This window comes from Citrobacter sp. CK188 (genome assembly GCF_030333525.1).
Taxonomy (GTDB): domain Bacteria; phylum Pseudomonadota; class Gammaproteobacteria; order Enterobacterales; family Enterobacteriaceae; genus Citrobacter_B; species Citrobacter_B koseri.
Map to the genome: position 1 here is coordinate 83,066 of NZ_JAOWFU010000034.1, position 23,208 is coordinate 106,273.

Sequence of the window (23,208 nt, forward strand, 5' to 3'; positions counted from 1 at the left end):
GCCATGACGCAACTTCCTGAACTTCTTTTATCCCGACAAGAAATCCGCCAGATGATTCGGCAACGTCGCCGTACGCTGACGTCTCAACAGCAAACCGCGTTCGGTCAACAGGCCGCCACCAGAATGCTTGCTTATCCTCCCGTGGTTCTTGCCCACACCGTCGCGGTGTTTCTTTCATTTGATGGCGAGCTGGACACGCAACCCTTGATTGAGCAGCTCTGGCGCGCGGGAAAACGCGTGTATTTACCGGTTCTCCATCCGTTCAGCCCCGGCAATTTGCTGTTTCTGCATTATCATCCGCAAAGCTCGCTGGTGATGAATCGTCTGAAAATTCAGGAACCGAAGCTGGATGTGCGCGACGTGCTGCCGCTCTCTCAGTTAGATGTGCTGGTTACACCGTTAGTCGCTTTCGACGAAGACGGCCAGCGTCTGGGAATGGGCGGCGGGTTCTACGACAGAACGTTGCAGAACTGGCGACAGCATAAGATCCAACCGGTGGGTTATGCGCACGATTGTCAGTTAGTGGAAAAGTTGCCTGTCGAAGAGTGGGATATCCCGCTGCCTGCGGTGGTGACGCCGTCAAAAGTGTGGGAGTGGCCGCAGTGAATTGCCTGATGGCGCTACGCTTACCCGGCCTACGAACCGATCTCACAGGCCGGGTGAGGCATAGCCGCCACCCGGCACAGTATACAAATTAGTACAGCAGACGAGCGCGAATCGTACCCGGTAGCGCTTTCATCGCCAGCAGGGCTTTCTCCGCCACATCTTCATCCGCTTCGATATCAATCACCACGTAACCGACCTGGGCAGACGTTTGCAGATACTGCGCGGCGATGTTAACGCCCTGCTCGGCAAAAATCTGGTTAAGCGCGGTCAGCACGCCCGGACGATTTTCATGGATATGCATCAGACGACGACCGCCGTGCAGCGGCAGGGAGACTTCCGGGAAGTTCACCGCAGATAGCGTAGAGCCGTTATCAGAATACTTCGTCAGTTTGCCCGCCACTTCAAGGCCGATGTTCTCCTGCGCTTCCTGGGTAGAGCCGCCGATATGCGGCGTCAGAAGCACATTGTCGAATTCACATAGCGGAGAAGTAAACGGATCGCTGTTGGTCGCAGGTTCCGTCGGGAATACGTTGATAGCTGCGCCCGCCAGGTGTTTGCTCGCCAGCGCATCGCACAGCGCCGGGATGTCCACCACCGTACCGCGAGACGCGTTGATCAGCAGCGCGCCCGGTTTCATCAGTGCGATTTCCGTCGCGCCCATCATATTTTTGGTGGAGGCGTTTTCCGGCACATGCAGGCTCACAACGTCGCTCATGTTCAGCAGATCGGAAAGATGCTGTACCTGGGTCGCGTTGCCCAGCGGCAGTTTATTTTCAATATCGTAGAAGAAAACGTGCATGCCCAGCGATTCCGCCAGAATGCCCAACTGCGTGCCAATGTGGCCGTAACCAATGATCCCCAGCTTTTTGCCGCGCGCTTCAAACGAACCGGCCGCCAGTTTGTTCCACACGCCACGGTGCGCTTTCGCGTTCGCTTCCGGCACGCCGCGAAGCAGTAGCAGCAGCTCGCCAATCACCAGCTCCGCAACAGAACGCGTGTTGGAGAACGGCGCGTTAAACACGGGGATTCCGCGTTTTGCCGCTGCGCTCAGATCAACCTGGTTGGTGCCGATGCAGAAACATCCAATCGCCACCAGTTTCTCTGCGGCGTCAATCACATCTTCGGTCAGATGGGTTCGGGATCGCAGGCCAATGAAATGGGCATCACGGATGGACTCTTTCAACTGCTCAGTATCCAGAGCGCCTTTGTGAAATTCGATGTTGGTATAACCTGCCGCGCGAAGGTTTTCGAGTGCCTTTTGGTGCACACCTTCAACCAGCAGAAATTTAATCTTGTCTTTCTCCAGTGATACCTTTGCCATTTCCCCGACCCTGTCTTTTTATCGAAACTGATGTGTTGTATGTGGATTTGTATCCGCCTTTCAACATATCAAAAAAAACTATTGCGGCAATATGAACGTTTGCGTCGCCACTCTGAAGAAATATCATTCAGCGTGAAATGGCAGAGGAAAATGCTGGGGATAAGATTTTCTTTGGAGAGATCGGCAGGGCAACATCCAAAACGTGACACAAGTCACCAAATTTGCCCTGCCAAATTTTTTTAACGCGGGATGAATCACCCTCGCCAGATCATTTTACGATAGTTTTTACGCCGTCTGCCGTACCAATCAGCGCCACATCCGCGCCACGGTTGGCGAACAGGCCGACGGTCACGACGCCCGGAATGGCGTTAATCGCGTTTTCCATCGCGATCGGATCAAGAATTTCCATGCCGTATACGTCGAGGATCACATTGCCGTTATCAGTGACTACGCCCTGACGGTACTCAGGACGACCGCCCAGCTTCACTAACTGGCGTGCGACAGCGCTGCGCGCCATCGGGATCACTTCCACCGGCAGCGGGAATTTACCCAGAATATCGACCTCTTTGGAGGCATCCGCGATGCAGATGAATTTCTTCGCCACCGAAGCAATGATTTTCTCACGCGTCAGCGCCGCGCCGCCGCCTTTAATCATCTGCATGTGGCCGTTGATCTCATCCGCGCCATCAACATAGACGCCCAGGCTGTCCACTTCGTTCAGATCGAAAACGGTAATGCCGAGGCTCTTGAGTTTTTCAGTAGATGCATCCGAGCTGGACACCGCCCCTTCAATCTGACCTTTCATTGTGCCCAGCGCATCAATAAAGTGCGCGGCTGTTGAACCGGTACCTACGCCCACAATGGTGCCGGGCTGTACATACTGAAGTGCCGCCCATCCTACTGCTTTTTTCAGTTCATCCTGCGTCATGATCGTTTCGCCTGTGGTGTGAAAATTCAGGCGCATTATAGATCATTGTACGAAAAAATCCCTCCGGCCCCGCTCGCAAGCAGCGGATTTCGTCTGTACCTGAGTGAAATTTATGTCATAGTGCGGGATAAGAAAAATTTCAGGAGTACCTCAGAGCAATGAAACGTCCAGACTACAGAACACTACAAGCGCTGGATGCGGTGATTCGTGAACGGGGATTTGAACGCGCCGCACAGAAGTTGTGCATCACACAATCCGCTGTCTCACAACGCATAAAACAGCTTGAGAATATGTTTGGGCAACCGCTGCTGGTACGTACCGTTCCGCCGCGTCCTACCGAACAAGGACAAAAATTGCTGGCGCTGCTGCGTCAGGTAGAGCTACTGGAAGATGAGTGGCTTGGCGATGAGCAAACCGGCTCCACGCCGCTGCTGCTGTCGCTGGCGGTCAACGCCGACAGTCTGGCGACCTGGCTGCTTCCGGCGCTGGCGCCGGTTCTGGCCGACTCGCCTATTCGCCTCAATTTGCAGGTGGAAGATGAAACCCGCACCCAGGAACGTCTGCGTCGCGGCGAAGTGGTTGGCGCGGTGAGTATTCAGCACCAGGCGCTGCCAAGCTGCCTGGTAGACAAACTTGGCGCGCTCGACTATCTGTTCGTGGGATCAAAACCCTTCGCCGAGCGCTACTTCCCCAACGGCGTCACCCGTTCCGCGCTGCTGAAAGCGCCCGCAGTGGCGTTTGACCATCTGGACGACATGCACCAGGCCTTTTTACAGCAGAACTTCGATTTACCGCCGGGCAGCGTGCCGTGCCATATCGTTAACTCTTCCGAAGCCTTCGTACAGCTCGCGCGTCAGGGTACCACCTGCTGTATGATCCCGCATTTGCAGATCGAGAAAGAGCTGGAGAGCGGTGAGCTGATCGATTTAACGCCTGGCCTGTTCCAGCGTCGGATGCTCTACTGGCACCGTTTTGCGCCGGAAAGCCGTATGATGCGCAACGTGACTGACGCGCTGCTGGAGTATGGGCATAAGGTTTTAAGACAGGATTAACGCGCCGTGCCTGATGGCGCTACGCTTATCAGGCCTACAGGTTATTTTGTAGGCCGGATAAGGCGTTTACGCCGCCATCCGGCAATTTGCCCGGGGCGCTGCGCTTGCCGGGCCTACGATGGTTTGTAGGCCGGATAAGACGTTTCAACAACGCTTACTGTGCTTTCGTCTCTGCTGCTGGTTCTAACTGGAACACCACATCGACCTGATCAGCAAACTGAATTGTCGGCTGCTCATAGGTTTCCTGGGCCGACACCGCAGGCGCCGCGTCCGCTTTCATCATTCGCACCACCGGGCTCGGCTGATAATTAGAAACGTGGTAACGCACGCTATAAACCGGCCCCAGCTTGCTGTTAAAGCCCGCTGCCAGTTGCTCAGCCTGGTGAACCGCGTCGTCAATCGCCGCTTTACGCGCTTTATCTTTATAGGCATCCGGTTGCGCAACGCCTAATGACACCGACCGGATCTCATTCAGACCCGCTTTCAGCGCGCCATCCAGCAGAGAGTTGAGTTTGTCCAGCTGGCGCAGCGTAACTTCAACGGTTCGCACCGCGCGGTAGCCTTTCAGCACACTTTTACCATTCTGGTAGTCATAGTCCGGCTGAGTGCGCAGGTTTGCAGAGCTGATGTCTTTCTTGGCAATCTGATTTTGTTCAAGGAAAGAAAGGTATTGCGCAACACGCTCATCGGCCTGTTTCTTGGCGGAAGCGGCATCCTTTGCCGACACGTTGACTTCAATCGCCAGGGTGGCGATGTCAGGCGTCGCATCCACGCTTGCCGTCCCGGAAGTCACGATGTGCGGTCCATTCGGCAACTCATTTGCCTGTACCGGGATTGCGCTAAATCCGACTAATGCCGCAAGGGCCATCACTTTGAACTTCACTGTCGCTCCTCCATGTTACGTTAATCGCCCTGAAACTCAGGGCGCATGCAGGCAAGCTTAGCGGGTATCTGCGCGTTGTCCATCAGACAACGCTTAGTTGAACAATGCGTGAACGTGTGCAACCCCTTCTTTTGCCAGTTGAAAAGCGATAAACCACATCACCAGCCCTACCAGAGTATTGATGATACGCTGGGCTTTGGCGGTACGCAGTCGCGGCGCCAGCCAGGCGGCCAGCAGTGCCAGACCGAAGAACCACAAGAAAGAGGCGCTGACGGTTCCCAAAGCGAACCAACGCTTCGGCTCCATCTCCAGTTGCCCGCCCAGGCTACCCAGCACCACGAAAGTATCCAGATAAACGTGCGGATTCAGCCACGTCACCGCCAGCATCGTGGCGATGATTTTCCAGCGCCCCTGCTTCATCACCTCGGCGCTGGCCAGTTCCAGGTTGCTGCTCATTGCCGTTTTTAACGCGCCAAAACCGTACCACAATAAAAACGCCACACCGCCCCAGGTCACTAACGCCATCAGCCAAGGGGACTGCATGAGCAATGCGCTGCCGCCAAAGATGCCTGCGCAGATAAGCACTAAATCGCTGATCGCGCAAAGCAGCGCAATCATGATGTGATACTGCCGACGAATCCCCTGATTCATCACAAACGCATTCTGCGGGCCGAGCGGCAGGATCATGGCCGCGCCAAGCGCAAGACCTTGAAAATAATAAGATATCACGATAATTATTCCGAACTGTTTCTCTTAAGCGCAGACTATAGCGCGAGAGAATCATTAGCGGAAATTGATAATTTTAATCGCAGATTAGGGGAATTAATAAAGGGGGAAGGAAATGCCGGATGGCGGCTAACGCCTTATCCGGCCTACAAAACAACCTGTAGGCCCGGTAAGCGACAGCGCCACCGGGCGAAACGGCTTATTCCGCGTTCTCTTTCACTCGTTTGAAATTCACGTCCATCTGCGGATACGGGAAGCTGATGCCTGCGGCATCGAACTCACGTTTAATGCGTTCCAGCACATCCCAATAAACATTTTGCAGATCGCCGCTTTTACTCCATGCGCGCACCACGAAATTAATGGAGGAGGCGCCCAGCTCATTCAGGCGCACCGTCATTTCACGGTCTTTCAGAATACGCTCGTCGGACTGGATAATATCGGTCAGGATTTTTTTCACCTGGTCGATATCAGAGTCATACGCCACGCCAATGATAAATTCGTTACGACGCACCGGTTCGCGGGAAAAGTTAATGATATTTCCGGCAATAATCTTGCCATTCGGGATCACCACAATTTTGCCGTCCACGGTACGCATGGTGGTCGAAAAAATTTGTACGTTCAGTACCGTACCCGCGACGCCGCCGAGATCGACATATTCTCCCGCGCGGAAAGGACGGAACATCACCAACAGTACGCCTGCCGCGAGGTTAGACAAAGAGCCTTGTAAGGCCAGACCGACCGCTAAACCGGCGGCACCCAACACAGCGATAACGGAAGCCGTTTGTACGCCAACGCGCCCCAGAGCGGCAATCAGCGTGAAGGCAATAATGCCGTAACGCACCAGCGCAGACAGGAAGTCAGCCACGGTCGCATCAATATGGCGTGCCAGCATCAGGCGATTAACGGTATTGGAAACAATACGCGCCACGATCATCCCGATGATGATGATAGAGATAGCCGCAACGATGTTAACCGCATAACTCAGCAGCAGCTCCTGGTTGCGCACCAGCCAGGTGCCCGCACCATTTATGCTGTCGACAACATTCAAATCTTCCATTCAATATTCCTTGGTCATATCAAAAAAACGCAAATGAGATCATTCTCACGAAAACGACCTTTTAAAGGTAAACAAAAACAGTCGAATATGCCATTTTTCAACATGATCCCATCAAGGAAACGCGCAGCGTTAATACTCCGCAGGTCGATCGACCATTCTGATAAATCCGCTCACTAATGCACTTTTCTGCTTAAAGACGTCGGCGATTTCACTCACCACTTTTCCGCTGCCCGCATTCTTCCAGGCGATAGAAAGCGGCGAAGGCTGGCGTGGATTGACCACTGAGCGGGCAACCAGCGCCCCGGACTCGACATACGGACGGCACAATCGCTCCGGTAAAAAACCGACACCGAGGCCGCTTAAATGGCAGGCCAGCTTGGTGCTGAGATCTGGAACCTTGATCTCTTTTTGTCCGCTCAGCAGCCAGGCAACACGGCGCGTCAGCGTTCGCGAAGTATCTTCAATATTAATGGCGGGGTAACGGCGCAGCATATCGTCAGACAATACCGGTGCAGGATGGCTCGCCAAAGGATGACTTTGCGCCACCACAAACTGCCAGCTGATATCCCCCAGCGGCAGCAGAGAGATGTTATTGGAGAGCGACTCCGAGCCCGTCACGCCAATCGCTAACTGGAAGTCGTCATACAAAAGCGAATCCCACACGCCCATGTAGACCTGACGAGAAATTTGAAAACGGGTAAACGGAAACTGTTGATGTAACCACGTCAGTAAGTCCGCCGTGGTCTGCGGCTGATACAGCAGGTTATTGATAACAATATTTACCTGCCGCTCAACGCCTGCATTGATCTGCTGAAGCTCGTCCGGCATTGCATCCAGCCAGTTAAGCCACTGGCGGCAATGCTCAAGCAGGTGCTGCCCGGCAAGGGTCAGGCTGACCGATCGAGTCGTGCGTAAAAAGAGCTGCGTTCCCACCTGCTCCTCCAGCGTTTTTATGCGATAGCTGATCGCCGCTGGCGTTTTATGTAGCGAGCTGGCCGCGCGGGAAAAGCTCTCCGTCTCCGCAACCCGAATAAATGTGCGTATTGTTTCCTGATCGAGCATGCCTTCCCCTTGAGTCGACCATCTGTAACCACCGTTGCGCTATTGCTATCCCCAGTAATGTATCGGCGCCTGAAGTGTGTCCAACCGCGAGCAAACGCTGAATCGCGGGCTGCGGGTCGCGCCCTGACTGTAAACGGCGCATCACCTTCAGCACCGGTATTGAAAACTCCCCCATTCTGGCGCTGTTCAGATAACTGCAACTTACCGACGTTGTAAGTTGCGCAAGCTGATCCGCCGGAGGTAAGAAATGCCTCAGCCGTGCAGAAAACCCGGCGGCATACAGCACGGCAAGCATACCCGTCAGCATATCATCGCCGCTGGGCGTCAGTCCTGGCCCGCACCCGATAAGCCAGCGCCAGTCTGGCATCATGCCATGATGCCAGCATGCAAGCTGCTTAATTATTTCAGGATAGTGCGGCATAGCCGTCAGCGGTTGATTTAACGCCCCGGAGAAGCCGCTACGTTGCGTACAGAATGAGAGATCGACAGGAGCGACAGCAGCAGAGTTCAGCGACACACGAAGTATGCGACGAGGGTCAAGCATTATGCCCTGCCCCCACAGGGTGTTCCCCTGTTTGATAAGTCGTTCAACATGGGACACGCGGGAAAACTGCGCGGTGCTCAGTAACACGCCCGTCGGCCCCATACCTTTCCCATAGCGAAACAGCGTCAGCAGCTCGCCACCGGAATGGCAAAAGTTAATCGCCTGCGAGAAGCGGCTGTGTAACGACCACTCACCATCGGGAAGTCGATAAAGTCCGGCACAGGCCAGGGGATTGATAATGCTCATCGGTACACTCCAGTATGCCGGATGGCGGCGTAAACGCCTTTACAGCATTGCCAGACCGTAGGCCCGGTAAGCGTAGCGCCACCGGGCAAAGCGATTACGCCGTGATGTGATGCAACTCCGCCAGCGCTTCCAGCGCTTTTTCAAAGCAAAGCAGCGGAGCGCGTACGGTTCCCGCCCCCACCTGCCCAATTCCCGCTTCACGATGGGCAATACCGGTATTAATCAGCGGCGTGATCCCCGTTTCAACAACGCGGCGAATATCCAGCCCCAGGCAGGCTCCCCTGAAATCCCAGGACGGAATCTGGAACAGCGGATTGCTGGACAGATAGATTTCAGCCATCTCTTCCGACGTTTCCAGCGCCGCCCCCATACCGCCTGCGCCGACAAAACGCGTTACGCCAGGCGCGGCAATCATTGCCGCGCCGCCGATCCCCAGCGTTTCCGTGATGGCGCTGTCGCCAATATCCGGGTTCGCATCGGCCTGGCTGTAACCGGTAAAAAACAGCCCCTGCGGCGTATTCACCGGCGCGGTAAACCAACGGTCGCCGGTGCCGCTTACGCGAATACCAAAGTCGCGACCGTTACGCGTCATGGCCGTAACGACCGATCCGGCTTTAATTTCCGCCGCCGCATCCATCACCGCTTTACTGTAGGCCATCGCCAGGTTGAGGAAGAACTGGTCGGTGACACTGAGGAATTGCAGCACGTCAATGATTTCAGCCTTCGGACGATCCAGTCCGGCGATCACCGGCGACAACGTGCGCAGCAGCAAAGAAGAGGCGGCAATATTACGCTGGTGGAACTCATCCCCCATAGTGATCGCCTGCGCCATCAGCGCCGTCAGATCGACGCCGTTTTCCATCCGCGAGAGCGCTTCCTGCAACACCGGCGCCAGCACATCACGCATCCAGCGCAGGCGTTTCTGGACGTCATCGCCGTAAGCGCCGAAACGCATCACTTTGCCGATCCCTTCATTAAGGTTGCAGCAGGACGAGTTGCCATGCACCACGTCACGTACCACCAGCACCGGCATACTGGCGGAGGTGATACCGCCCATCGGCCCCACCGCGCCCACATGATGACAAGGAATAAACGCCACCTCACCTTGTTCCAGCATGCGTACGGCTTCTTCCTCGCTGGCCGCCCAGCCTTCAAACAGCGACGCGCCGATACAGGCACCGCGCATCGGGCCGGTCATCTCTTCCCAGGCGATCGGCGGGCCGGCGTGCAGTAATTTACGTCCAGACGCTAATTCGGCCACCGCGTCTTTCGCCGGGCGTACCGCAACCCAATGTGGGCGCGCGGCTTTGATTCGTTCAATAATGGCTTCGTTGGCCTGTGCAATAGATGAATACATATCCATACCTCTGAACTTAATGTAACTGTTTGAGTAGACTGGCGAGACGGGCGTTGCCACCGGCAACGGGCGCCCACTGATAATGCACAACCGGCGTACCGCTGCTTTGCAGATCCAGCGCGAAGCTGCGCAACCCGGCGTTGATGACCTGCACACCATCAAGAAGCGCGCTATGTGCTTGCGGTATGCCGCGCTCCTGATAGCGTGTAAGACTGATGGCGAGCAGGACGGCTTCTTCCAGCGTTTCCACCACCGCAATCCCGGCCTCGCGAAGTTTTTCCGCCTGCCCGCTGCGTCCCTGCGGGTCGGCATCAGTACCGGTCAGGGTGGCAATCACCACCAGCGGCGCGGCGCGTTTGGCGCGTACTTGCTCTATCGCCTCGACGACCGCTCCCGCCGGGTCGGCACAAGCGCCATAGCCCAGCACCACATCCAGCAGCAGCACGCCCACTGCCGGCATTGCGGTCAGTTTTTCAATTTCAATACTGCGGGTAGTTGGATCAATCATCGGATGAGGTCTGCCCAGGGTGTAACTGTCATCACCGAGGTCGACAATGCGATGACCGCCAGCCTCCAGCATCACGCCCTGGTCGTGGCTTTCGCTGACGGGAACGCCCAGCCCGGCGGAGAGCAGCATGGCGGCTTCGGCTGCCAGCGTGCCCCCGGCGTACAGGCCATAAATACCTTTCCCCGCCACTTCCGGCTGAATCCGTCGCTGTTGCGCCACGCGCATCAGCAGCACCGCCAACTGGGCGGCATCCGACAAGGAGTTCGCCAGCCAGACGTTACCTTCACGGCGCTGTTCCGGTTGACGCCCGAGGAACAACGCGACCACCGGTTTCCCCACGTTTTGCATTGCCGCAATGATGCGGGTTCGCACCTGCGGCGACGGCGGTTTGGAGACAAAAGCAATCACCCGCGTGGCGTCATCCGCAGCCAGCATGTCGAGCGCGGTTAGTGCGCTGATGCCGCCCACTTCCGCGCTCAGGTCGCGCCCGCCCAGACCTATCGCATGGCTGATGCCCTGCTGATGCAGCGCAATCTGCGACGTCACTTCCTGAATCCCCGTCCCCGATGCGCCAATTACGCCAATCCCGCCTTCAGGCAGTACGTTGGCAAACGCCAGCGGACTTCCGGCAATCATCGCCGTGCCGCAGTCAGGCCCCATCACAATCAGCCCCCGCTCGCGCGCCATTGTTTTCAGCTCGACTTCCTGTTCCAGCGGCACGTTATCGGAAAACAGCATCACGTTTTTATTCGCCAGCAGCCCCTCTCTGGCAACCGATGCGGCATATTCCCCGGCAACGGAAACTAACAGCAGATTGGCCTGGGGTAATTTTTGACATGCGCTCTCCCAGCGGCGCGCTTTAATCAACTGGTGCGAGCTGCCCGAGGCATTCGTCATCGCATTCAGTTCTTTCTCCAGTTGCTCACGAATCAAATCCAGAATGCCGGGCTGTTCGCTTTCGGTTCGCACCGCCACGCAAATATCGTTTGGCGTGGCATCGGCAAAATCGTCATGCCAGAACCCGGTTGAATCCAGCATCGACTTATTCGCTGGCGTGCCCATCATCACCGAGACCTGATCAACTTCCGGGCGTTCACTGAGTTTTCGGGAAATAATCATCAGGCTGACGGAGTCCTGAAAACTTCCCTTTTTAATAAAGGCGTAAATCATTACCGCTACCTCTTTATGTGCGTTTTTCTTTTAAAAACAACATGGCGAATAAACCGACAGCCAGCAGCGCGGCTGAAACATAGAAACTGGAAGCCAGACTTCCGGTGATATCACGCGCCGCGCCTGCAATAATGGGTGCCAGAATGGATGAACTCATGCCGATAAAATTAAATAAGCCAAATGCCGTACTGTAATTATTTTCATCGACGCTATCCGCCACCAGAGCGACCAGTACCGGGTCCAGCGCCAGTTTTCCGACAAGGCCATAAACGCACAGAGCGATAATGACGCCGGTCATATTTGGCATCCAGATAATTGACAGCATGCTGAGAATGGCAACGGGCACCAGGAACATAATTAATGGTTTACGCTTACCCAGTTTGTCAGACAGACTGGAGAATAACAGCGCGCCAGGAATTGAAATCCACGCCACCAGCGAAGAAATAAATCCGGTTTCACTGCCCGCGATGCCACGTTCACTTTGCAGATAATAGGGAAGCCAGGTCAGAATAACGAAGAAACCAAACAGGCTACAGAACACCATAATATAGGTGATAATTAAATTACGGTTTTTCAGAAGGTCGCTGAAATTCCCTTTTTTTACCGGTTTGCCATCGGCTTCGGCAGTTCGCTTCTTCTCTTTCACAAACAACCAGATCGCAATCCCAACCAGCACGGAGGGGATCGCCATCGTGTAAAATGGCATACGCCACGAATACCCCTGGTCGTACACCAGCCAACTGGAGGTCATCAGGCCCAGCGCAATACCGAAGGCCATCCCGCTATTGATGATTGCGCTGCCCAGCGAACGGTATTTTTTGGGGATCTGCTCGGAAGACAAGCCATACTGCGGGCCATAGTAAGTCCCTTCTCCCGCTCCCGTTACCACGCGGGCAAACAGCAGCGTATACCAGCTTTTCGCCCAACCGGTGACGGCGGTGAATACGCCAAAAAGAATAAACCCCGGCACCAGCACTTTCTTTTTGCCAATCTTATCGCCCAGAATGCCTGCCGGAACCTGAAGCAAAGCATAAGAAAAATAGAAAACTGAATTAAGAATACCTAATTGCGTACCACTTAAGCCAAATTCTTTTTCCAGTTCTCCCATTACCGGATTGAGTATCGTGCGGTCAGCGTACATAAAAATCCACCCTAACCAGAACAGGAAAACGGTGACCCACCAGGCCGGTATTCCTCTTTTATTCGTGACCTCAGTCACTTCATATGATCCAGACATAAGCAATCTCCCGGTAATATTTACCGCTGAACACCTCATGCTATCTGACATGATACATGAGGTTTGATGTTTTAACTGAGGCTACCTTATCGGGGGAAAAATCCATTTCATTTGAACAAAATCACACAAAATCCATTGTTATAAATTCCTGGGAACTGACCGCTGCATTATTAAAAAAAGTCTAATAATCATTTTTAAAACAATTTAAATAAAAGAGATAAAAATGCTAAGGATTAGCGAGATATTTTTGTGGGTAAATGAGCTGTCGGTTACATCACATTATGAAAATAACGAGACGATATTTTTACCGCGAGATATTTCGCACAATGAGGTCATCATGAAAAAGAAAATCGTCATTGCCCTTGGCGGCAATGCGTTATTACAGCGCGGAGAAATTCTTAGCGCGGAAAATCAGCAGCGTAGCATTCAGGTATTCGCCAGAATGGCATCCGTACTGGCCCGGGATTATCAACTGGTGATTGTTCACGGCAACGGCCCGCAGGTGGGTCTGCTGGCGTTACAGAATGCGGCCTGTACAGACTCCCCCGCCTGGCCGCTGGATATTCTGGTCGCCGAAAGCCAGGGAATGATCGGTTTTGCTATCGCTCAGGAACTGGCGTCATGTACCGGCGGCGCGCCCGTCACAACGCTGATGACCCGCGTGGCGGTCGATCCGCGGGATGACGCCTTTGCAACACCCGGTAAGTATATCGGCCCGGTATATCAACCGGCGCAGCAGGCGGAGCTGGAAGCACGCTACGGCTGGCTGATGAAAGCCGATGGCAACTATATTCGTCGGGTTGTTCCCTCTCCAACGCCATTAAAAATTCTCGACAGTGACGCAATACAAACGTTGATAGATGCCGGACATACGGTAATTTGCTGCGGTGGCGGCGGCATTCCGGTTATCGCACAAGACGAGGGATATCAGGGAGTCGAAGCGGTCATTGATAAAGATTTAACGGCCTCGGTGCTGGCGCAGTCTCTCCACGCCGATCATCTGTTGATCCTGACGGATGCGGACGCTGTGTATGAGAACTGGGGAACACCACAGGCGCGCGCGCTACGCCATGCAACGGTAGAAGAACTGGCGCCGTTTGCCGCCCCCGATGGTGCGATGGGCCCCAAAGCCGCAGCGGTGATGCAGTTTGTTAAGCAGACCGGGAACACTGCGTTTATCGGCGCGCTAAAAGATGCGCCACAGATTCTGGCGGGGGGAAAAGGCACCTGTGTGACGCGGTAAACTTTTTTTGCCGGATGGCGACGCGAAAGCGTCTTATCCGGCCTACGGGAAGCACGGTTGCCAATCGTAGTCGCCATCCGGCAAAAAAAATGGCTTCCCGAAGGAAGCCATTTTTACAATCAGCAGGCTGAATTACAGAACGTCAATCGCGTTCAGTTCTTTGAAAGCCTGTTCCAGACGCGCGATCATGGAAGTCTGGCCAGCACGCAGCCATACGCGCGGATCGTAGTATTTCTTGTTCGGCTGATCTTCGCCTTTCGGGTTGCCCAGCTGACCCTGAAGATACGCTTCGTTATCTTTGTAATACTTCAGAACACCTTCCCAGGTCGCCCATTGGGTATCGGTATCGATGTTCATTTTGATTACGCCGTAGCTTACGGAGTCTTTGATTTCCTGAGCGGTAGAACCGGAACCACCGTGGAATACGAAGTTCAGGCTGTTGTGCGGCAGGTTGTGTTTCTTAGAAACATATTCCTGAGAGTCGCGCAGGATGGTCGGGGTCAGAACCACGTTACCCGGTTTGTAAACACCGTGTACGTTACCGAAGGAAGCCGCGATGGTGAAACGCGGGCTGATTTTGCTCAGCTCAGTGTATGCGTAATCAACGTCTTCCGGCTGGGTGTACAGTGCAGAAGCGTCCATGTGGCTGTTGTCCACGCCGTCTTCTTCACCACCGGTGCAACCCAGTTCGATTTCCAGAGTCATGCCCATTTTGGCCATGCGCGCCAGGTATTTGGAGCAGATTTCGATGTTCTCTTCCAGAGACTCTTCAGACAGGTCGATCATGTGAGAAGAGAACAGCGGCTTACCGGTCGCAGCGAAATGTTTTTCACCCGCATCCAGCAGACCGTCGATCCACGGCAGCAGTTTCTTCGCGCAGTGGTCGGTGTGCAGAATTACCGGAACACCGTAGTGTTCAGCCATCTGGTGAACGTGATGCGCGCCAGAGATAGCGCCCAGGATTGCCGAGCCCTGAGGAACGTCGGTTTTCACGCCTTTACCCGCGATAAAGGAAGCGCCACCGTTGGAGAACTGGACGATGACCGGCGCTTTAACTTTCGCAGCGGTTTCCAGAACGGCGTTGATGGAATCGGTGCCCACGCAGTTAACTGCTGGCAGAGCAAAGTTGTTTTCTTTTGCTACCTGGAACACTTTCTGTACGTCATCACCAGTAATTACGCCTGGTTTTACGAAATCAAAAATTTTAGACATGTTTCGTTGTCCTGTATCGTCGGGCCTTAGAAAAAACACGGGCCGCCCTGAATGTCAGCACGGCAATAAATCAACGGGCAGGAATCCCTGCCCGTAACGATTACTTCTTAGCGCGCTCTTCGAGCATTGCTACTGCTGGCAGCACTTTGCCTTCCACGAATTCGAGGAATGCGCCACCGCCAGTGGAGATGTAGGAGATTTTGTCAGCAATGCCGAACAGGTCGATTGCCGCCAGAGTGTCGCCGCCGCCTGCGATGGAGAACGCTTCGCTGTCTGCGATCGCGTTGGCAACAATTTCGGTGCCTTTACGGAAGTTCGGGAATTCGAACACGCCAACCGGGCCGTTCCACAGAATAGTTTTCGCATTCTTCAGGATGTCAGCCAGTTTCTCAGCGGAGGTATCGCCCAGATCCAGAATCTGCTCGTCATCTTTGATATCGTTAACAGATTTCAGGGTCGCGGTAGCGGTTTCGGAGAACTCGGTTGCTACGCGTACGTCAGTTGGAACCGGGATATCACAGGTGGTCAGCAGACGTTTCGCTTCGTCAACCAGGTCAGCTTCGTACAGGGATTTGCCCACATTGTGGCCCTGAGCGGCAACGAAGGTGTTTGCGATGCCGCCGCCAACGATCAGCTGGTCAGCGATTTTGGACAGGGAGTCCAGAACGGTCAGTTTGGTAGACACTTTAGAACCGCCAACGATAGCCACCATCGGGCGAGCCGGTTCTTTCAGCGCTTTACCCAGCGCATCCAGTTCTGCCGCCAGCAGCGGACCTGCGCAAGCGACGTCGGCAAATTTACCGATACCGTGGGTAGAAGCCTGAGCGCGGTGCGCGGTACCGAAAGCGTCCATCACGAATACGTCGCACAGCGCAGCGTATTTCTTAGACAGGGCTTCGTCATCTTTCTTCTCGCCTTTGTTAAAACGAACGTTTTCCAGAACCACCAGTTCACCGGCGGCCACTTCAACGCCGTCCAGGTAATCTTTTACCAGGCGAACCGGATTGGACAGTTTGTCTTTCAGGTAGTTAACAACCGGCAGCAGAGAGAATTCTTCGTTGTACTCGCCTTCGGTAGGACGACCCAGGTGGGAAGTAACCATCACTTTCGCACCCTGTTTCAGGGCCAGTTCGATGGTCGGCAGGGAAGCGCGAATACGCGCGTCGCTGGTTACTTTCCCTTCTTTAACTGGAACGTTCAGATCCGCACGGATAAAAACACGTTTACCAGCAAGATCCAGATCGGTCATCTTAATTACAGACATGGTGAATCCTCTCATTGATTCATAAAGTTTTGCAGACGTCATGCGCTTCATCCTTTTGAAGGATTTTGCGCATGGAATGTCCTACTTGAAACCAACTGCGGCCATCGCTAACGTCGTGTCGAGCATTCGGTTAGCAAAGCCCCATTCATTATCGCACCAGACCAATGTCTTGATCAGGTGGGCGCCACTGACCCGGGTCTGGGTGCCATCAACGATGGCGCTATGCGGGTCGTGGTTGAAATCTATCGAGACCAACGGCAATTCCGTATAGTCAACTATACCATGAAATGCCCCATGTGCTGCTTTTTGCAGCAACTGGTTGACTTCATTGGCTTTTACCGGCTTTTTCACCGTCACGCTTAAGTCGATCGCCGTCACATTTATGGTCGGTACGCGTACCGCAATCGCCTCAAAACGGTCGTTGAACTGCGGGAAAATTCGCGTAATGCCCGCCGCCAGTTTGGTATCAACCGGAATAATCGACTGGCTGGCGGCGCGGGTGCGTCGCAGATCGGAATGGTACGCGTCGATCACCTGCTGATCGTGCATAGCGGAGTGGATCGTCGTGACGGTTCCCGACTCAATGCCGTATGCATCATCTAACAATTTAATGACGGGGATGATGCAATTCGTGGTACAGGACGCATTCGATACGATGCGGTGTTCCGCACGCAATTGCTCCTGGTTCACGCCAAACACGACGGTGGCGTCAAGATCGTGGCTGCCGGGATGTGAAAAGAGCACTTTTTTCGCGCCAGCGGCAAGATGCGCCTCGCCGTGCTCACGATTACCGTACACGCCCGTGCAATCCAGCACGACATCAATACTCAGTTCGCGCCAGGGGAGCGCATCCAGCGTTCGCTCGTGCAAAATGCGAATCGTGTCGTCGCCGACGATGAGCTGCTCGCGCTCCTGGCGAACATCCCATGCAAAACGTCCATGGCTGGTGTCATATTTCAACAAATGCGCCATGCCCGCGGCATCCGCAAGTTCGTTGATTGCCACCACGCTGATTTCCGCCCGGCGTCCTGATTCATACAAAGCACGAACCACGTTACGCCCGATGCGACCAAAGCCATTAATCGCTACGCGTACGGTCATAGGTCTCCTGCAAGGCTATCCCGATTCAGATGAGGCTGACAGAGTAATCCAGCAAATCGTCGAGGAAAACCTTACCTGTCGCAAACTGCGACTGATTGATTATTTGTCGAACATTTAATCGACTGAAACGCTTCAGCTAGAATAAGCGAAACGAGGAATAAAAGGAATGATTGTCCAGTCAAAGAAGCCAGTTATCTGACCTGCATCACACTTTCGTCCCCTTCAGCGCCCAATTTATTCCATATTCCAGAATGGCGAATAAGCGTAGCAATATCTTTTCGTTGCCGCGTCACAAATCCTGATTTATATCAGGAAGTACGTGAGCCAGCGCCTGTGCAAGACGATACTCGCCCTTTGCCGTCATCTCTAACGTAAGACTCGCAGGTAAGCTGTTTTCCAGCACCCGACAAACGTTAGGCCCGTCGGTACGGTCAAAAAATATCTGCGCCTGCTCTTCGCTCAGTCCTCCTGCCTGTTTACGTGCGATTAAACGGCCGCGCAGCACATCGGCAGGCGCGCGGATAAACAGTGAATAATCGCAATACTGCCGTAGCTCGCGCCAGGACGGCGCGTTATACAACAGCCAGTTTCCTTCAATAATAACGACAGGCGCCGTCACCTGAATGGCATTTTCGACAGGGTCATGCAGCTGGCGATCATATTGAGGCCAGGTTGCATTCTGCTCATGGAGCTGACGTAAATTACTCGCCAGTTTTTCAACGTTAAAGGTTTCAGGCGCACCTTTAGCGGCGCGCAGTTCATGCTCATCCAGCCAGCGATTATAATGATGGAAGCCATCCATCGGCAGCGTCTGGATCGTCGGTAATTCTGGATCGTTACGCGACAGATATTCCCAGAAGGTGGTGAGCGTTGACTTTCCTGTTCCTGGCGGGGCGCTCAGAAAAATAACGGTGCGGCGCTCAGGTGTTTTCGCGTTTAATGTTGCCAGATGCCGTAACAGCGGTTTATGGACATTTTCTACTTCATCGTCATCATACCAGGCGTCGGTCATCAGCCCATTAATCTGGAGCGATATTTTCACGGTGTTAATTCCCTTAATATCGTCGTTACCGCTAAAGCCAGCCCGGTTTTGATCATGGTGACAAAACGTATTTCTGAATAGATGGCGAAATCTGCAAACTTCATTGATTTCAACGAATTGTAGAGTGTGGCATTCGTCGTTATGCTATTGACGTTACTCATAAAATCCCAGGTGATATCATCAGAAAAACGGGGGATTTCACGCTGTTCACGTAAATACTGATAAAACTGAGAGAAGTGAATCACATCGGCATACAGCCATTTATCCATTTTTCCCAACGCATAAATCAAACGTATTGCCACATCAATGTCATCAAGCGGGCCGCTTTGAGCCAGTAACGGCTTCACTGCATATTCGACGATTTCTTCATCGTTATTGACGAATAATGACGGCAGAAAATTTTTGATGGCCTGCAACAGGATGTCATTTGCGGTTGCCATAAACGAAAGTAAATTATCCTGAGCGTCCAGTTGCTCAAGTACATCATCTTCTGTCAACGTCGTCATGCGTTTCTCGATAAATCACCAGCAATGCAGAGAGTCTATTATATTACACGTTCGATCGATGCCGCCGATCAGTAATGTTTGCGTACTGACGCCATTTTCCGTTTTCTGCACGCCATGTAACAGATCGCCTCCCGTTACGCCCGTTGCTGAAAACAGAATATCCTGGCTTCCCACAAGTTCATCCAGCGTATAAACCCGGTTCACCGCGACACCCATTTGCTTACAGCGGCGTAACTCATCGTTCGCGATCAATCGGTGTTCCGCCGTTTCACCTTTCGCCTGACAAAAGTCAATCAACTCAGCCTGCATATCACCATCAAGCGCCTTCACGGCACAGGCTGATATCACCCCTTCCGGCGCGCCGCCAATAGCGTACATCACATCGAACGGATGATGCTGCTGGCAGGTTAATACACTGGCGGCGACATCGCCGTCCGGCAAAGCAAACACCTTAACGCCAAGCCGCGCGGCCTGCTGAATAACCGCCTGATGGCGCGGTTTATCCAGCGTCGCCATACGCAACGACGTGAGCGGCTTATTCAGCGCAGCAGCAATATTACGCAGGTTCTCTTCCAGCGATAACGCGAGGTTAATCGCCCCTTTCGCCTGACGGTTAACCACCAGTTTGCGCATATACATGTCAGGCGCATGCAGCAGGCTCCCCTGCGGCGCCAGCGCCATCACGGACAACGCATTATTCTGCCCCATCGCCACCATGCGCGTTCCCTCAATCGGGTCGACGGCGATATCCACGCTCGGCCCTGTCCCGGTTCCGACCTCCTCACCGATATACAACATCGGCGCATGGTCGATTTCGCCTTCGCCGATAACAATTTTGCCCCGCATGACGACTTCATTTAATGACTGACGCATGGCTGTCACCGCCAGTCCATCGATTTTGTTTTTATCGCCGCATCCGGTTTGCGGCCAGGCAGCAAGCGCTGCCTGTTCCGTAATCCGAAAAAGCGGCCACGCCAGAGACATCATGCCGCCGCCTCCCCAATATCTACGCCAAACTGCGCCAGCAAATATCTCTCCGCGTTTTCATTCCAGATGCCGTGCGTCTCTTCAACCAGACGCGCCAGCGCTTTGAATAACGGGTCGGTTTTTCCTTTTTCGGCAAAATCGGCGATAGCGGTCAGCGGCATAGTCACACCGTTATAAATGAGTTTTTTCCCGCCCGGAATATTGGGCAGGTTAAGCACCGTTTCCGGGACGGCATCCAGCCCGCCAATGTGCGTTACCATAAATGAAGGCTGTAGTTGCCCTGTGGCGCTCAACGCAATGGCCTCTTTCATGTCATCGGTCGAACCGCCGGACGTTCCCACAACATGGGTACTGTTGTAATGCACGTTGTAGAAGTTAAACGGAACCTTAAAATCTTTATCCGTTGGGCCCGCGAAAAAGTTCAGACAACCGTCTTCAGCCAGCAGTGTATCGGCCATTTCCACCACCGCCGGGACGGCGGCGTAAACGAAAACGTCATCGAAACCCGCATCTTCCGTTAGCGCACGCAGTTTTGCCGTCGGGTTTTCCATGCCGCAGGTATTCACATAAACAAGCTCAATCCCCTTCGCCGCCGCCAGCTCGACCGGCAGCAGTTTTTTCGCTTGTGACAGACGGGCTTCATCAATATCGACCACCACCACTCGCGAAGGCTGGATACCACCGTTGATGGCATAATCAATGGCGCCGATCCCCATCGGCCCGGCACACGCCAGAAGCGCAATATTACCGCCGGGTTTCACCCCCATGCGGTGCTCATAAACATAAGGCGTCGTGTGGTAGTTCGCATTGTATGCGCCGATAATACAGCACATGGGTTCTGCCAGTGACGCCGCCGCGAAATAGGAGCCGTGATACGGTAAAACACAGCCGAGATTAATCGCCAGCTCAGGAATAATCATATACGTCGCATTGCCGCCAAAATATTCATAGCTATATCCCGCTGAATATCCGCTGGGCAACCCCATCGCCGGTTGCAACACAAAACGTTGTCCCTTTTTATATTTATCGGTCAGGTTTTTCCCCACCTCAACAATAATACCTGCGCACTCATGACCAGTAATAACCGGGTGATTCTCTAAGTCATCAGGCACACGTTTATGCTCGCTACCTAACGTGGCGGCTTTCCATGTTGATAAACATACGCTGTCTGATATTACACTCACTAACAGTTCATTATCTGTAATTTCAGGCAATTCAAACTCGCGGATGCGAACATCCTGCTTACCATAAATAGCAGCTACTTTGGTCTTCATAGTTACTCCGAAAAATTGATGATGCTAATCCGCGATGAGTTTTTTAAATAATTCATCCAGCAGTGGGTCACCGATGTAATTTTTAATTAACACCGTGGGCTTATTACTCACACGCTTAACGCGGCCCTCAAGGCTGGCATGCGTCACGATAATATCGGCGTCATCAGGAACATTTTCGATAGCATGATGAGCCACCGCAATCACCAGACCGGCTTTCTCCAGACGCTTACGGAATGTCGTTGCTCCCATCGCGCTGGAACCCATTCCAGCATCGCAGACAAAAGCGATACGTTTAATATTCTTATAAGAAAATGCGCCTTCCTGTTTCATTGCCTTCACGGCTTTCGCAGACTCTGCGAAATGGTCTTCTTCATTCTCCGTTTCAACGCTCTTTTCCATTTTCAGGATGATCGAAGTCACGATGAAGGTCACCAGCGTTCCCGCCGTTACACCCGCGATCGTAGCCAGGAAAGATCCTTTCGGCGTCAGCGCAAGGTACGCGAAAATCGAACCCGGACTTGGGCCTGCAACCAGTCCACCGCCTAACAGATTAAACACCCAGGTTCCCGTCATCCCGCCAGCGATCATCGCAATCAGCGTTAACGGTTTCATCAGTACATACGGGAAGTACAGCTCGTGAATCCCCCCCAGGAAGTGGATGATCATCGCTCCCGGCGCGGACTTTTTGCTCATACCACGGCCAAAGAAGGTAAAGCCCAGCAGCAGCCCTAATCCCGGGCCAGGGTTAGAGGCCACCATGAAGAAAATCGATTTCCCCGTCTCCGACGCCTGTTGCATCCCCAACGGGTAATAGACGCCCTGATCAATCGCGTTATTCAGAAAGAGAATTTTCGCGGGTTCGTTAATAAGCGACAGCAGCGGCAGATAACCGGCATGCACCAGCGATTCAATACACTCTTTCACAAAATTATTCGCGATGAGCACTGCCGGGCCAATCACCTCAAACCCCAGCAGGCACAGGAGCATCCCGGCAATACCCAGAGAGAAGTTATTAATCACCATCTCAAAGCCAGCGGGAATACGCTTGTCCAGCAGTCGGTCGATATGTTTAATCACCAGCCCACCAAGTGGCCCCATGATCATTGAGCCGAGGAACATAGGAATATCCGCGCCGATAATGACGCCAATCGTACCAATTCCCCCCATCACCGCGCCTCGTTTCCCACCCACCAGATGGCCGCCAGTGGAACCGATCATTACTGGCAGCAAATAGGTGATCATAGGGCCAACTATTTTGGCGAAATGTTCATTCGGTAGCCAACCGGTTGGAATAAATAAGGCAGTAATAAACCCCCAGGCAATAAATGCGCCGATATTGGGAATGACCATTGCAGTCAAAAAGCCCCCAAAAGCCTGGACCTTTGCACGAGCAGACTTGTGTTCCATAATAATATCCTGTAGAGGAGAAATTAATTATGCGCGAGCAATAATATCCGCTAGCTGTTTTTCAGATGTCGCTGTTAACAACTCAGTAAGAATTTCATCTTCACATAATAATTCACTTAACGCCTGAATAGCGCCAATGTGAGAGTCCGCATCTGCGGCGGATAAACCGATTAATAATTTGATCGGATCATCTTCTGTAAACTTCACTTCTTGCCGGAGGAGTGTTAACGACATCCCCGTTTTTAAAGCACCACATTCAGGGCGCGCATGCGGCATTGCGACGCCTGGCGTCAGAATATAATAAGGTCCATTGGTTAATGTGGACTCTTTAATGGCCTGAATATACCGTGAGTTAACATAATCATGAGAAAGCAGAGAGGACATGGAAAAATCAATTGCTTCGCGCCAGTCAGTCGCTGCATTTTTTATTGCTATTGACGATTCAGGGAAATAATCAATCAGCCGCATAAATTAT

22 protein-coding genes are annotated in these 23,208 nt (G+C 53.3%); 3 read left to right on the top strand and 19 right to left on the bottom strand.

Translation table 11 applies throughout. The annotated features are described in order from the left end of the window. Positions 1-3 precede the first annotated feature (3 nt). Complete coding sequence (locus tag OGV67_RS14075) at positions 4-606, top strand: 5-formyltetrahydrofolate cyclo-ligase (RefSeq protein WP_047461402.1); 603 nt, start codon at positions 4-6, stop codon at positions 604-606. A gap of 88 nt (positions 607-694) precedes the next feature. Here the strand turns inward: OGV67_RS14075 and serA are convergent, their stop codons facing one another. Together serA and rpiA are read right to left on the bottom strand one after the other, a co-directional pair. Continuing rightward, positions 695-1,927 (bottom strand): phosphoglycerate dehydrogenase, encoded by a 1,233-nt coding sequence (gene serA, locus OGV67_RS14080; protein ID WP_286465659.1) that lies wholly within the window; start codon positions 1,925-1,927, stop codon positions 695-697. A gap of 268 nt (positions 1,928-2,195) precedes the next feature. Next, the gene (rpiA, locus tag OGV67_RS14085) at positions 2,196-2,855 is read right to left on the bottom strand and encodes a ribose-5-phosphate isomerase RpiA (protein WP_024130929.1); all 660 of its coding nucleotides are present in this window, start codon (positions 2,853-2,855) and stop codon (positions 2,196-2,198) included. Between the two features lie 158 nt (positions 2,856-3,013). Here rpiA and argP point away from each other — a divergent pair, with 158 nt between their 5' ends. Continuing rightward, positions 3,014-3,907 carry a DNA-binding transcriptional regulator ArgP gene (gene argP, locus OGV67_RS14090; RefSeq protein WP_012135021.1) on the top strand — a complete coding sequence of 298 codons (894 nt, stop codon included), beginning with the start codon at positions 3,014-3,016 and terminating at the stop codon, positions 3,905-3,907. A 154-nt stretch (positions 3,908-4,061) separates the two neighbouring features. Here argP and OGV67_RS14095 read toward each other — a convergent pair whose 3' ends face one another. From OGV67_RS14095 to OGV67_RS14130, 8 genes are all read right to left on the bottom strand, one after another. Next, positions 4,062-4,790 (bottom strand): oxidative stress defense protein, encoded by a 729-nt coding sequence (locus OGV67_RS14095; protein WP_012135022.1) that lies wholly within the window; start codon positions 4,788-4,790, stop codon positions 4,062-4,064. Positions 4,791-4,883: 93 nt separating this feature from the next. Continuing rightward, positions 4,884-5,519: an arginine exporter ArgO gene (gene argO, locus OGV67_RS14100; protein WP_071257872.1), complete on the bottom strand. Its 636-nt coding sequence runs from the start codon at positions 5,517-5,519 to the stop codon at positions 4,884-4,886. Between the two features lie 196 nt (positions 5,520-5,715). Further along, positions 5,716-6,573, bottom strand: a complete 858-nt coding sequence (locus tag OGV67_RS14105; RefSeq protein WP_200003679.1) for a small-conductance mechanosensitive channel MscS — start codon at positions 6,571-6,573, stop codon at positions 5,716-5,718. Positions 6,574-6,702: 129 nt separating this feature from the next. Next, complete coding sequence (gene allS, locus OGV67_RS14110) at positions 6,703-7,635, bottom strand: HTH-type transcriptional activator AllS (protein ID WP_047461391.1); 933 nt, start codon at positions 7,633-7,635, stop codon at positions 6,703-6,705. Further along, the gene (locus OGV67_RS14115; RefSeq protein WP_115614433.1) at positions 7,553-8,425 is read right to left on the bottom strand and encodes an oxamate carbamoyltransferase subunit AllH family protein; all 873 of its coding nucleotides are present in this window, start codon (positions 8,423-8,425) and stop codon (positions 7,553-7,555) included. The genes allS and OGV67_RS14115 overlap by 83 nt, the downstream gene beginning before the upstream one ends. Before the next feature lie 94 nt (positions 8,426-8,519). Continuing rightward, complete coding sequence (locus OGV67_RS14120; protein WP_071257870.1) at positions 8,520-9,782, bottom strand: YlbE family protein; 1,263 nt, start codon at positions 9,780-9,782, stop codon at positions 8,520-8,522. Between the two features lie 16 nt (positions 9,783-9,798). Further along, a complete protein-coding gene (locus tag OGV67_RS14125; RefSeq protein WP_286465660.1) occupies positions 9,799-11,460 on the bottom strand; it encodes an acyl-CoA synthetase FdrA in 1,662 nt (553 codons plus the stop codon). A 13-nt stretch (positions 11,461-11,473) separates the two neighbouring features. Further along, positions 11,474-12,697 carry an MFS transporter gene (locus OGV67_RS14130; protein ID WP_115614431.1) on the bottom strand — a complete coding sequence of 408 codons (1,224 nt, stop codon included), beginning with the start codon at positions 12,695-12,697 and terminating at the stop codon, positions 11,474-11,476. Positions 12,698-13,034: 337 nt separating this feature from the next. On the opposite strand from OGV67_RS14130, the gene OGV67_RS14135 reads away from it, so the two are divergent. After that, entirely contained in the window at positions 13,035-13,940 is a 906-nt protein-coding gene (locus OGV67_RS14135) for a carbamate kinase (protein WP_115614430.1), read from the top strand. Between the two features lie 132 nt (positions 13,941-14,072). On the opposite strand, the gene fbaA is transcribed toward OGV67_RS14135, so the two are convergent. The 9 genes from fbaA to cmtB form a co-directional block, all read right to left on the bottom strand. Beyond that, positions 14,073-15,152 carry a class II fructose-bisphosphate aldolase gene (fbaA, locus tag OGV67_RS14140; protein ID WP_012135034.1) on the bottom strand — a complete coding sequence of 360 codons (1,080 nt, stop codon included), beginning with the start codon at positions 15,150-15,152 and terminating at the stop codon, positions 14,073-14,075. Between the two features lie 100 nt (positions 15,153-15,252). Continuing rightward, the gene (gene pgk, locus OGV67_RS14145) at positions 15,253-16,416 is read right to left on the bottom strand and encodes a phosphoglycerate kinase (RefSeq protein ID WP_024130932.1); all 1,164 of its coding nucleotides are present in this window, start codon (positions 16,414-16,416) and stop codon (positions 15,253-15,255) included. Between the two features lie 81 nt (positions 16,417-16,497). After that, the gene (epd, locus tag OGV67_RS14150) at positions 16,498-17,517 is read right to left on the bottom strand and encodes an erythrose-4-phosphate dehydrogenase (RefSeq protein WP_012135037.1); all 1,020 of its coding nucleotides are present in this window, start codon (positions 17,515-17,517) and stop codon (positions 16,498-16,500) included. A gap of 289 nt (positions 17,518-17,806) precedes the next feature. Next, positions 17,807-18,559, bottom strand: coding sequence for a nucleoside/nucleotide kinase family protein (locus tag OGV67_RS14155; protein ID WP_115614429.1), 753 nt, complete (start codon positions 18,557-18,559; stop codon positions 17,807-17,809). Continuing rightward, entirely contained in the window at positions 18,556-19,065 is a 510-nt protein-coding gene (locus OGV67_RS14160; protein WP_047461374.1) for an MltR family transcriptional regulator, read from the bottom strand. Before OGV67_RS14160 ends, OGV67_RS14155 begins: the two co-directional genes overlap by 4 nt. Positions 19,066-19,080: 15 nt before the next feature. Then, entirely contained in the window at positions 19,081-20,052 is a 972-nt protein-coding gene (glpX, locus tag OGV67_RS14165) for a class II fructose-bisphosphatase (protein WP_115614428.1), read from the bottom strand. Beyond that, on the bottom strand, positions 20,049-21,326 hold the full coding sequence (locus OGV67_RS14170; RefSeq protein ID WP_012135046.1) for a zinc-binding dehydrogenase: 1,278 nt from the start codon (positions 21,324-21,326) through the stop codon (positions 20,049-20,051). Before OGV67_RS14170 ends, glpX begins: the two co-directional genes overlap by 4 nt. Before the next feature lie 24 nt (positions 21,327-21,350). After that, positions 21,351-22,733 carry a PTS mannitol transporter subunit IIBC gene (locus OGV67_RS14175; RefSeq protein ID WP_012135047.1) on the bottom strand — a complete coding sequence of 461 codons (1,383 nt, stop codon included), beginning with the start codon at positions 22,731-22,733 and terminating at the stop codon, positions 21,351-21,353. Positions 22,734-22,760: 27 nt separating this feature from the next. Continuing rightward, positions 22,761-23,201: a PTS mannitol transporter subunit IIA gene (gene cmtB, locus OGV67_RS14180; RefSeq protein ID WP_115614427.1), complete on the bottom strand. Its 441-nt coding sequence runs from the start codon at positions 23,199-23,201 to the stop codon at positions 22,761-22,763. Positions 23,202-23,208 lie beyond the last annotated feature (7 nt).

Excerpts from the sequence above, each read along its gene's own strand:
- argP (WP_012135021.1), top strand. The coding sequence starts at position 3,014 with ATGAAACGTCCAGACTACAGAACACTACAAGCGCTGGATGCGGTGATT.
- serA (WP_286465659.1), bottom strand. The coding sequence starts at position 1,927 with ATGGCAAAGGTATCACTGGAGAAAGACAAGATTAAATTTCTGCTGGTT.
- cmtB (WP_115614427.1), bottom strand. The coding sequence starts at position 23,201 with ATGCGGCTGATTGATTATTTCCCTGAATCGTCAATAGCAATAAAAAAT.
- OGV67_RS14105 (WP_200003679.1), bottom strand. The coding sequence starts at position 6,573 with ATGGAAGATTTGAATGTTGTCGACAGCATAAATGGTGCGGGCACCTGG.
- glpX (WP_115614428.1), bottom strand. The coding sequence starts at position 20,052 with ATGATGTCTCTGGCGTGGCCGCTTTTTCGGATTACGGAACAGGCAGCG.
- fbaA (WP_012135034.1), bottom strand. The coding sequence starts at position 15,152 with ATGTCTAAAATTTTTGATTTCGTAAAACCAGGCGTAATTACTGGTGAT.
- rpiA (WP_024130929.1), bottom strand. The coding sequence starts at position 2,855 with ATGACGCAGGATGAACTGAAAAAAGCAGTAGGATGGGCGGCACTTCAG.
- OGV67_RS14125 (WP_286465660.1), bottom strand. The coding sequence starts at position 11,460 with ATGATTTACGCCTTTATTAAAAAGGGAAGTTTTCAGGACTCCGTCAGC.
- OGV67_RS14115 (WP_115614433.1), bottom strand. The coding sequence starts at position 8,425 with ATGAGCATTATCAATCCCCTGGCCTGTGCCGGACTTTATCGACTTCCC.
- OGV67_RS14075 (WP_047461402.1), top strand. The coding sequence starts at position 4 with ATGACGCAACTTCCTGAACTTCTTTTATCCCGACAAGAAATCCGCCAG.
- OGV67_RS14120 (WP_071257870.1), bottom strand. The coding sequence starts at position 9,782 with ATGTATTCATCTATTGCACAGGCCAACGAAGCCATTATTGAACGAATC.
- pgk (WP_024130932.1), bottom strand. The coding sequence starts at position 16,416 with ATGTCTGTAATTAAGATGACCGATCTGGATCTTGCTGGTAAACGTGTT.
- OGV67_RS14170 (WP_012135046.1), bottom strand. The coding sequence starts at position 21,326 with ATGAAGACCAAAGTAGCTGCTATTTATGGTAAGCAGGATGTTCGCATC.
- OGV67_RS14160 (WP_047461374.1), bottom strand. The coding sequence starts at position 19,065 with ATGACGACGTTGACAGAAGATGATGTACTTGAGCAACTGGACGCTCAG.
- allS (WP_047461391.1), bottom strand. The coding sequence starts at position 7,635 with ATGCTCGATCAGGAAACAATACGCACATTTATTCGGGTTGCGGAGACG.
- OGV67_RS14175 (WP_012135047.1), bottom strand. The coding sequence starts at position 22,733 with ATGGAACACAAGTCTGCTCGTGCAAAGGTCCAGGCTTTTGGGGGCTTT.
- OGV67_RS14135 (WP_115614430.1), top strand. The coding sequence starts at position 13,035 with ATGAAAAAGAAAATCGTCATTGCCCTTGGCGGCAATGCGTTATTACAG.
- OGV67_RS14130 (WP_115614431.1), bottom strand. The coding sequence starts at position 12,697 with ATGTCTGGATCATATGAAGTGACTGAGGTCACGAATAAAAGAGGAATA.
- epd (WP_012135037.1), bottom strand. The coding sequence starts at position 17,517 with ATGACCGTACGCGTAGCGATTAATGGCTTTGGTCGCATCGGGCGTAAC.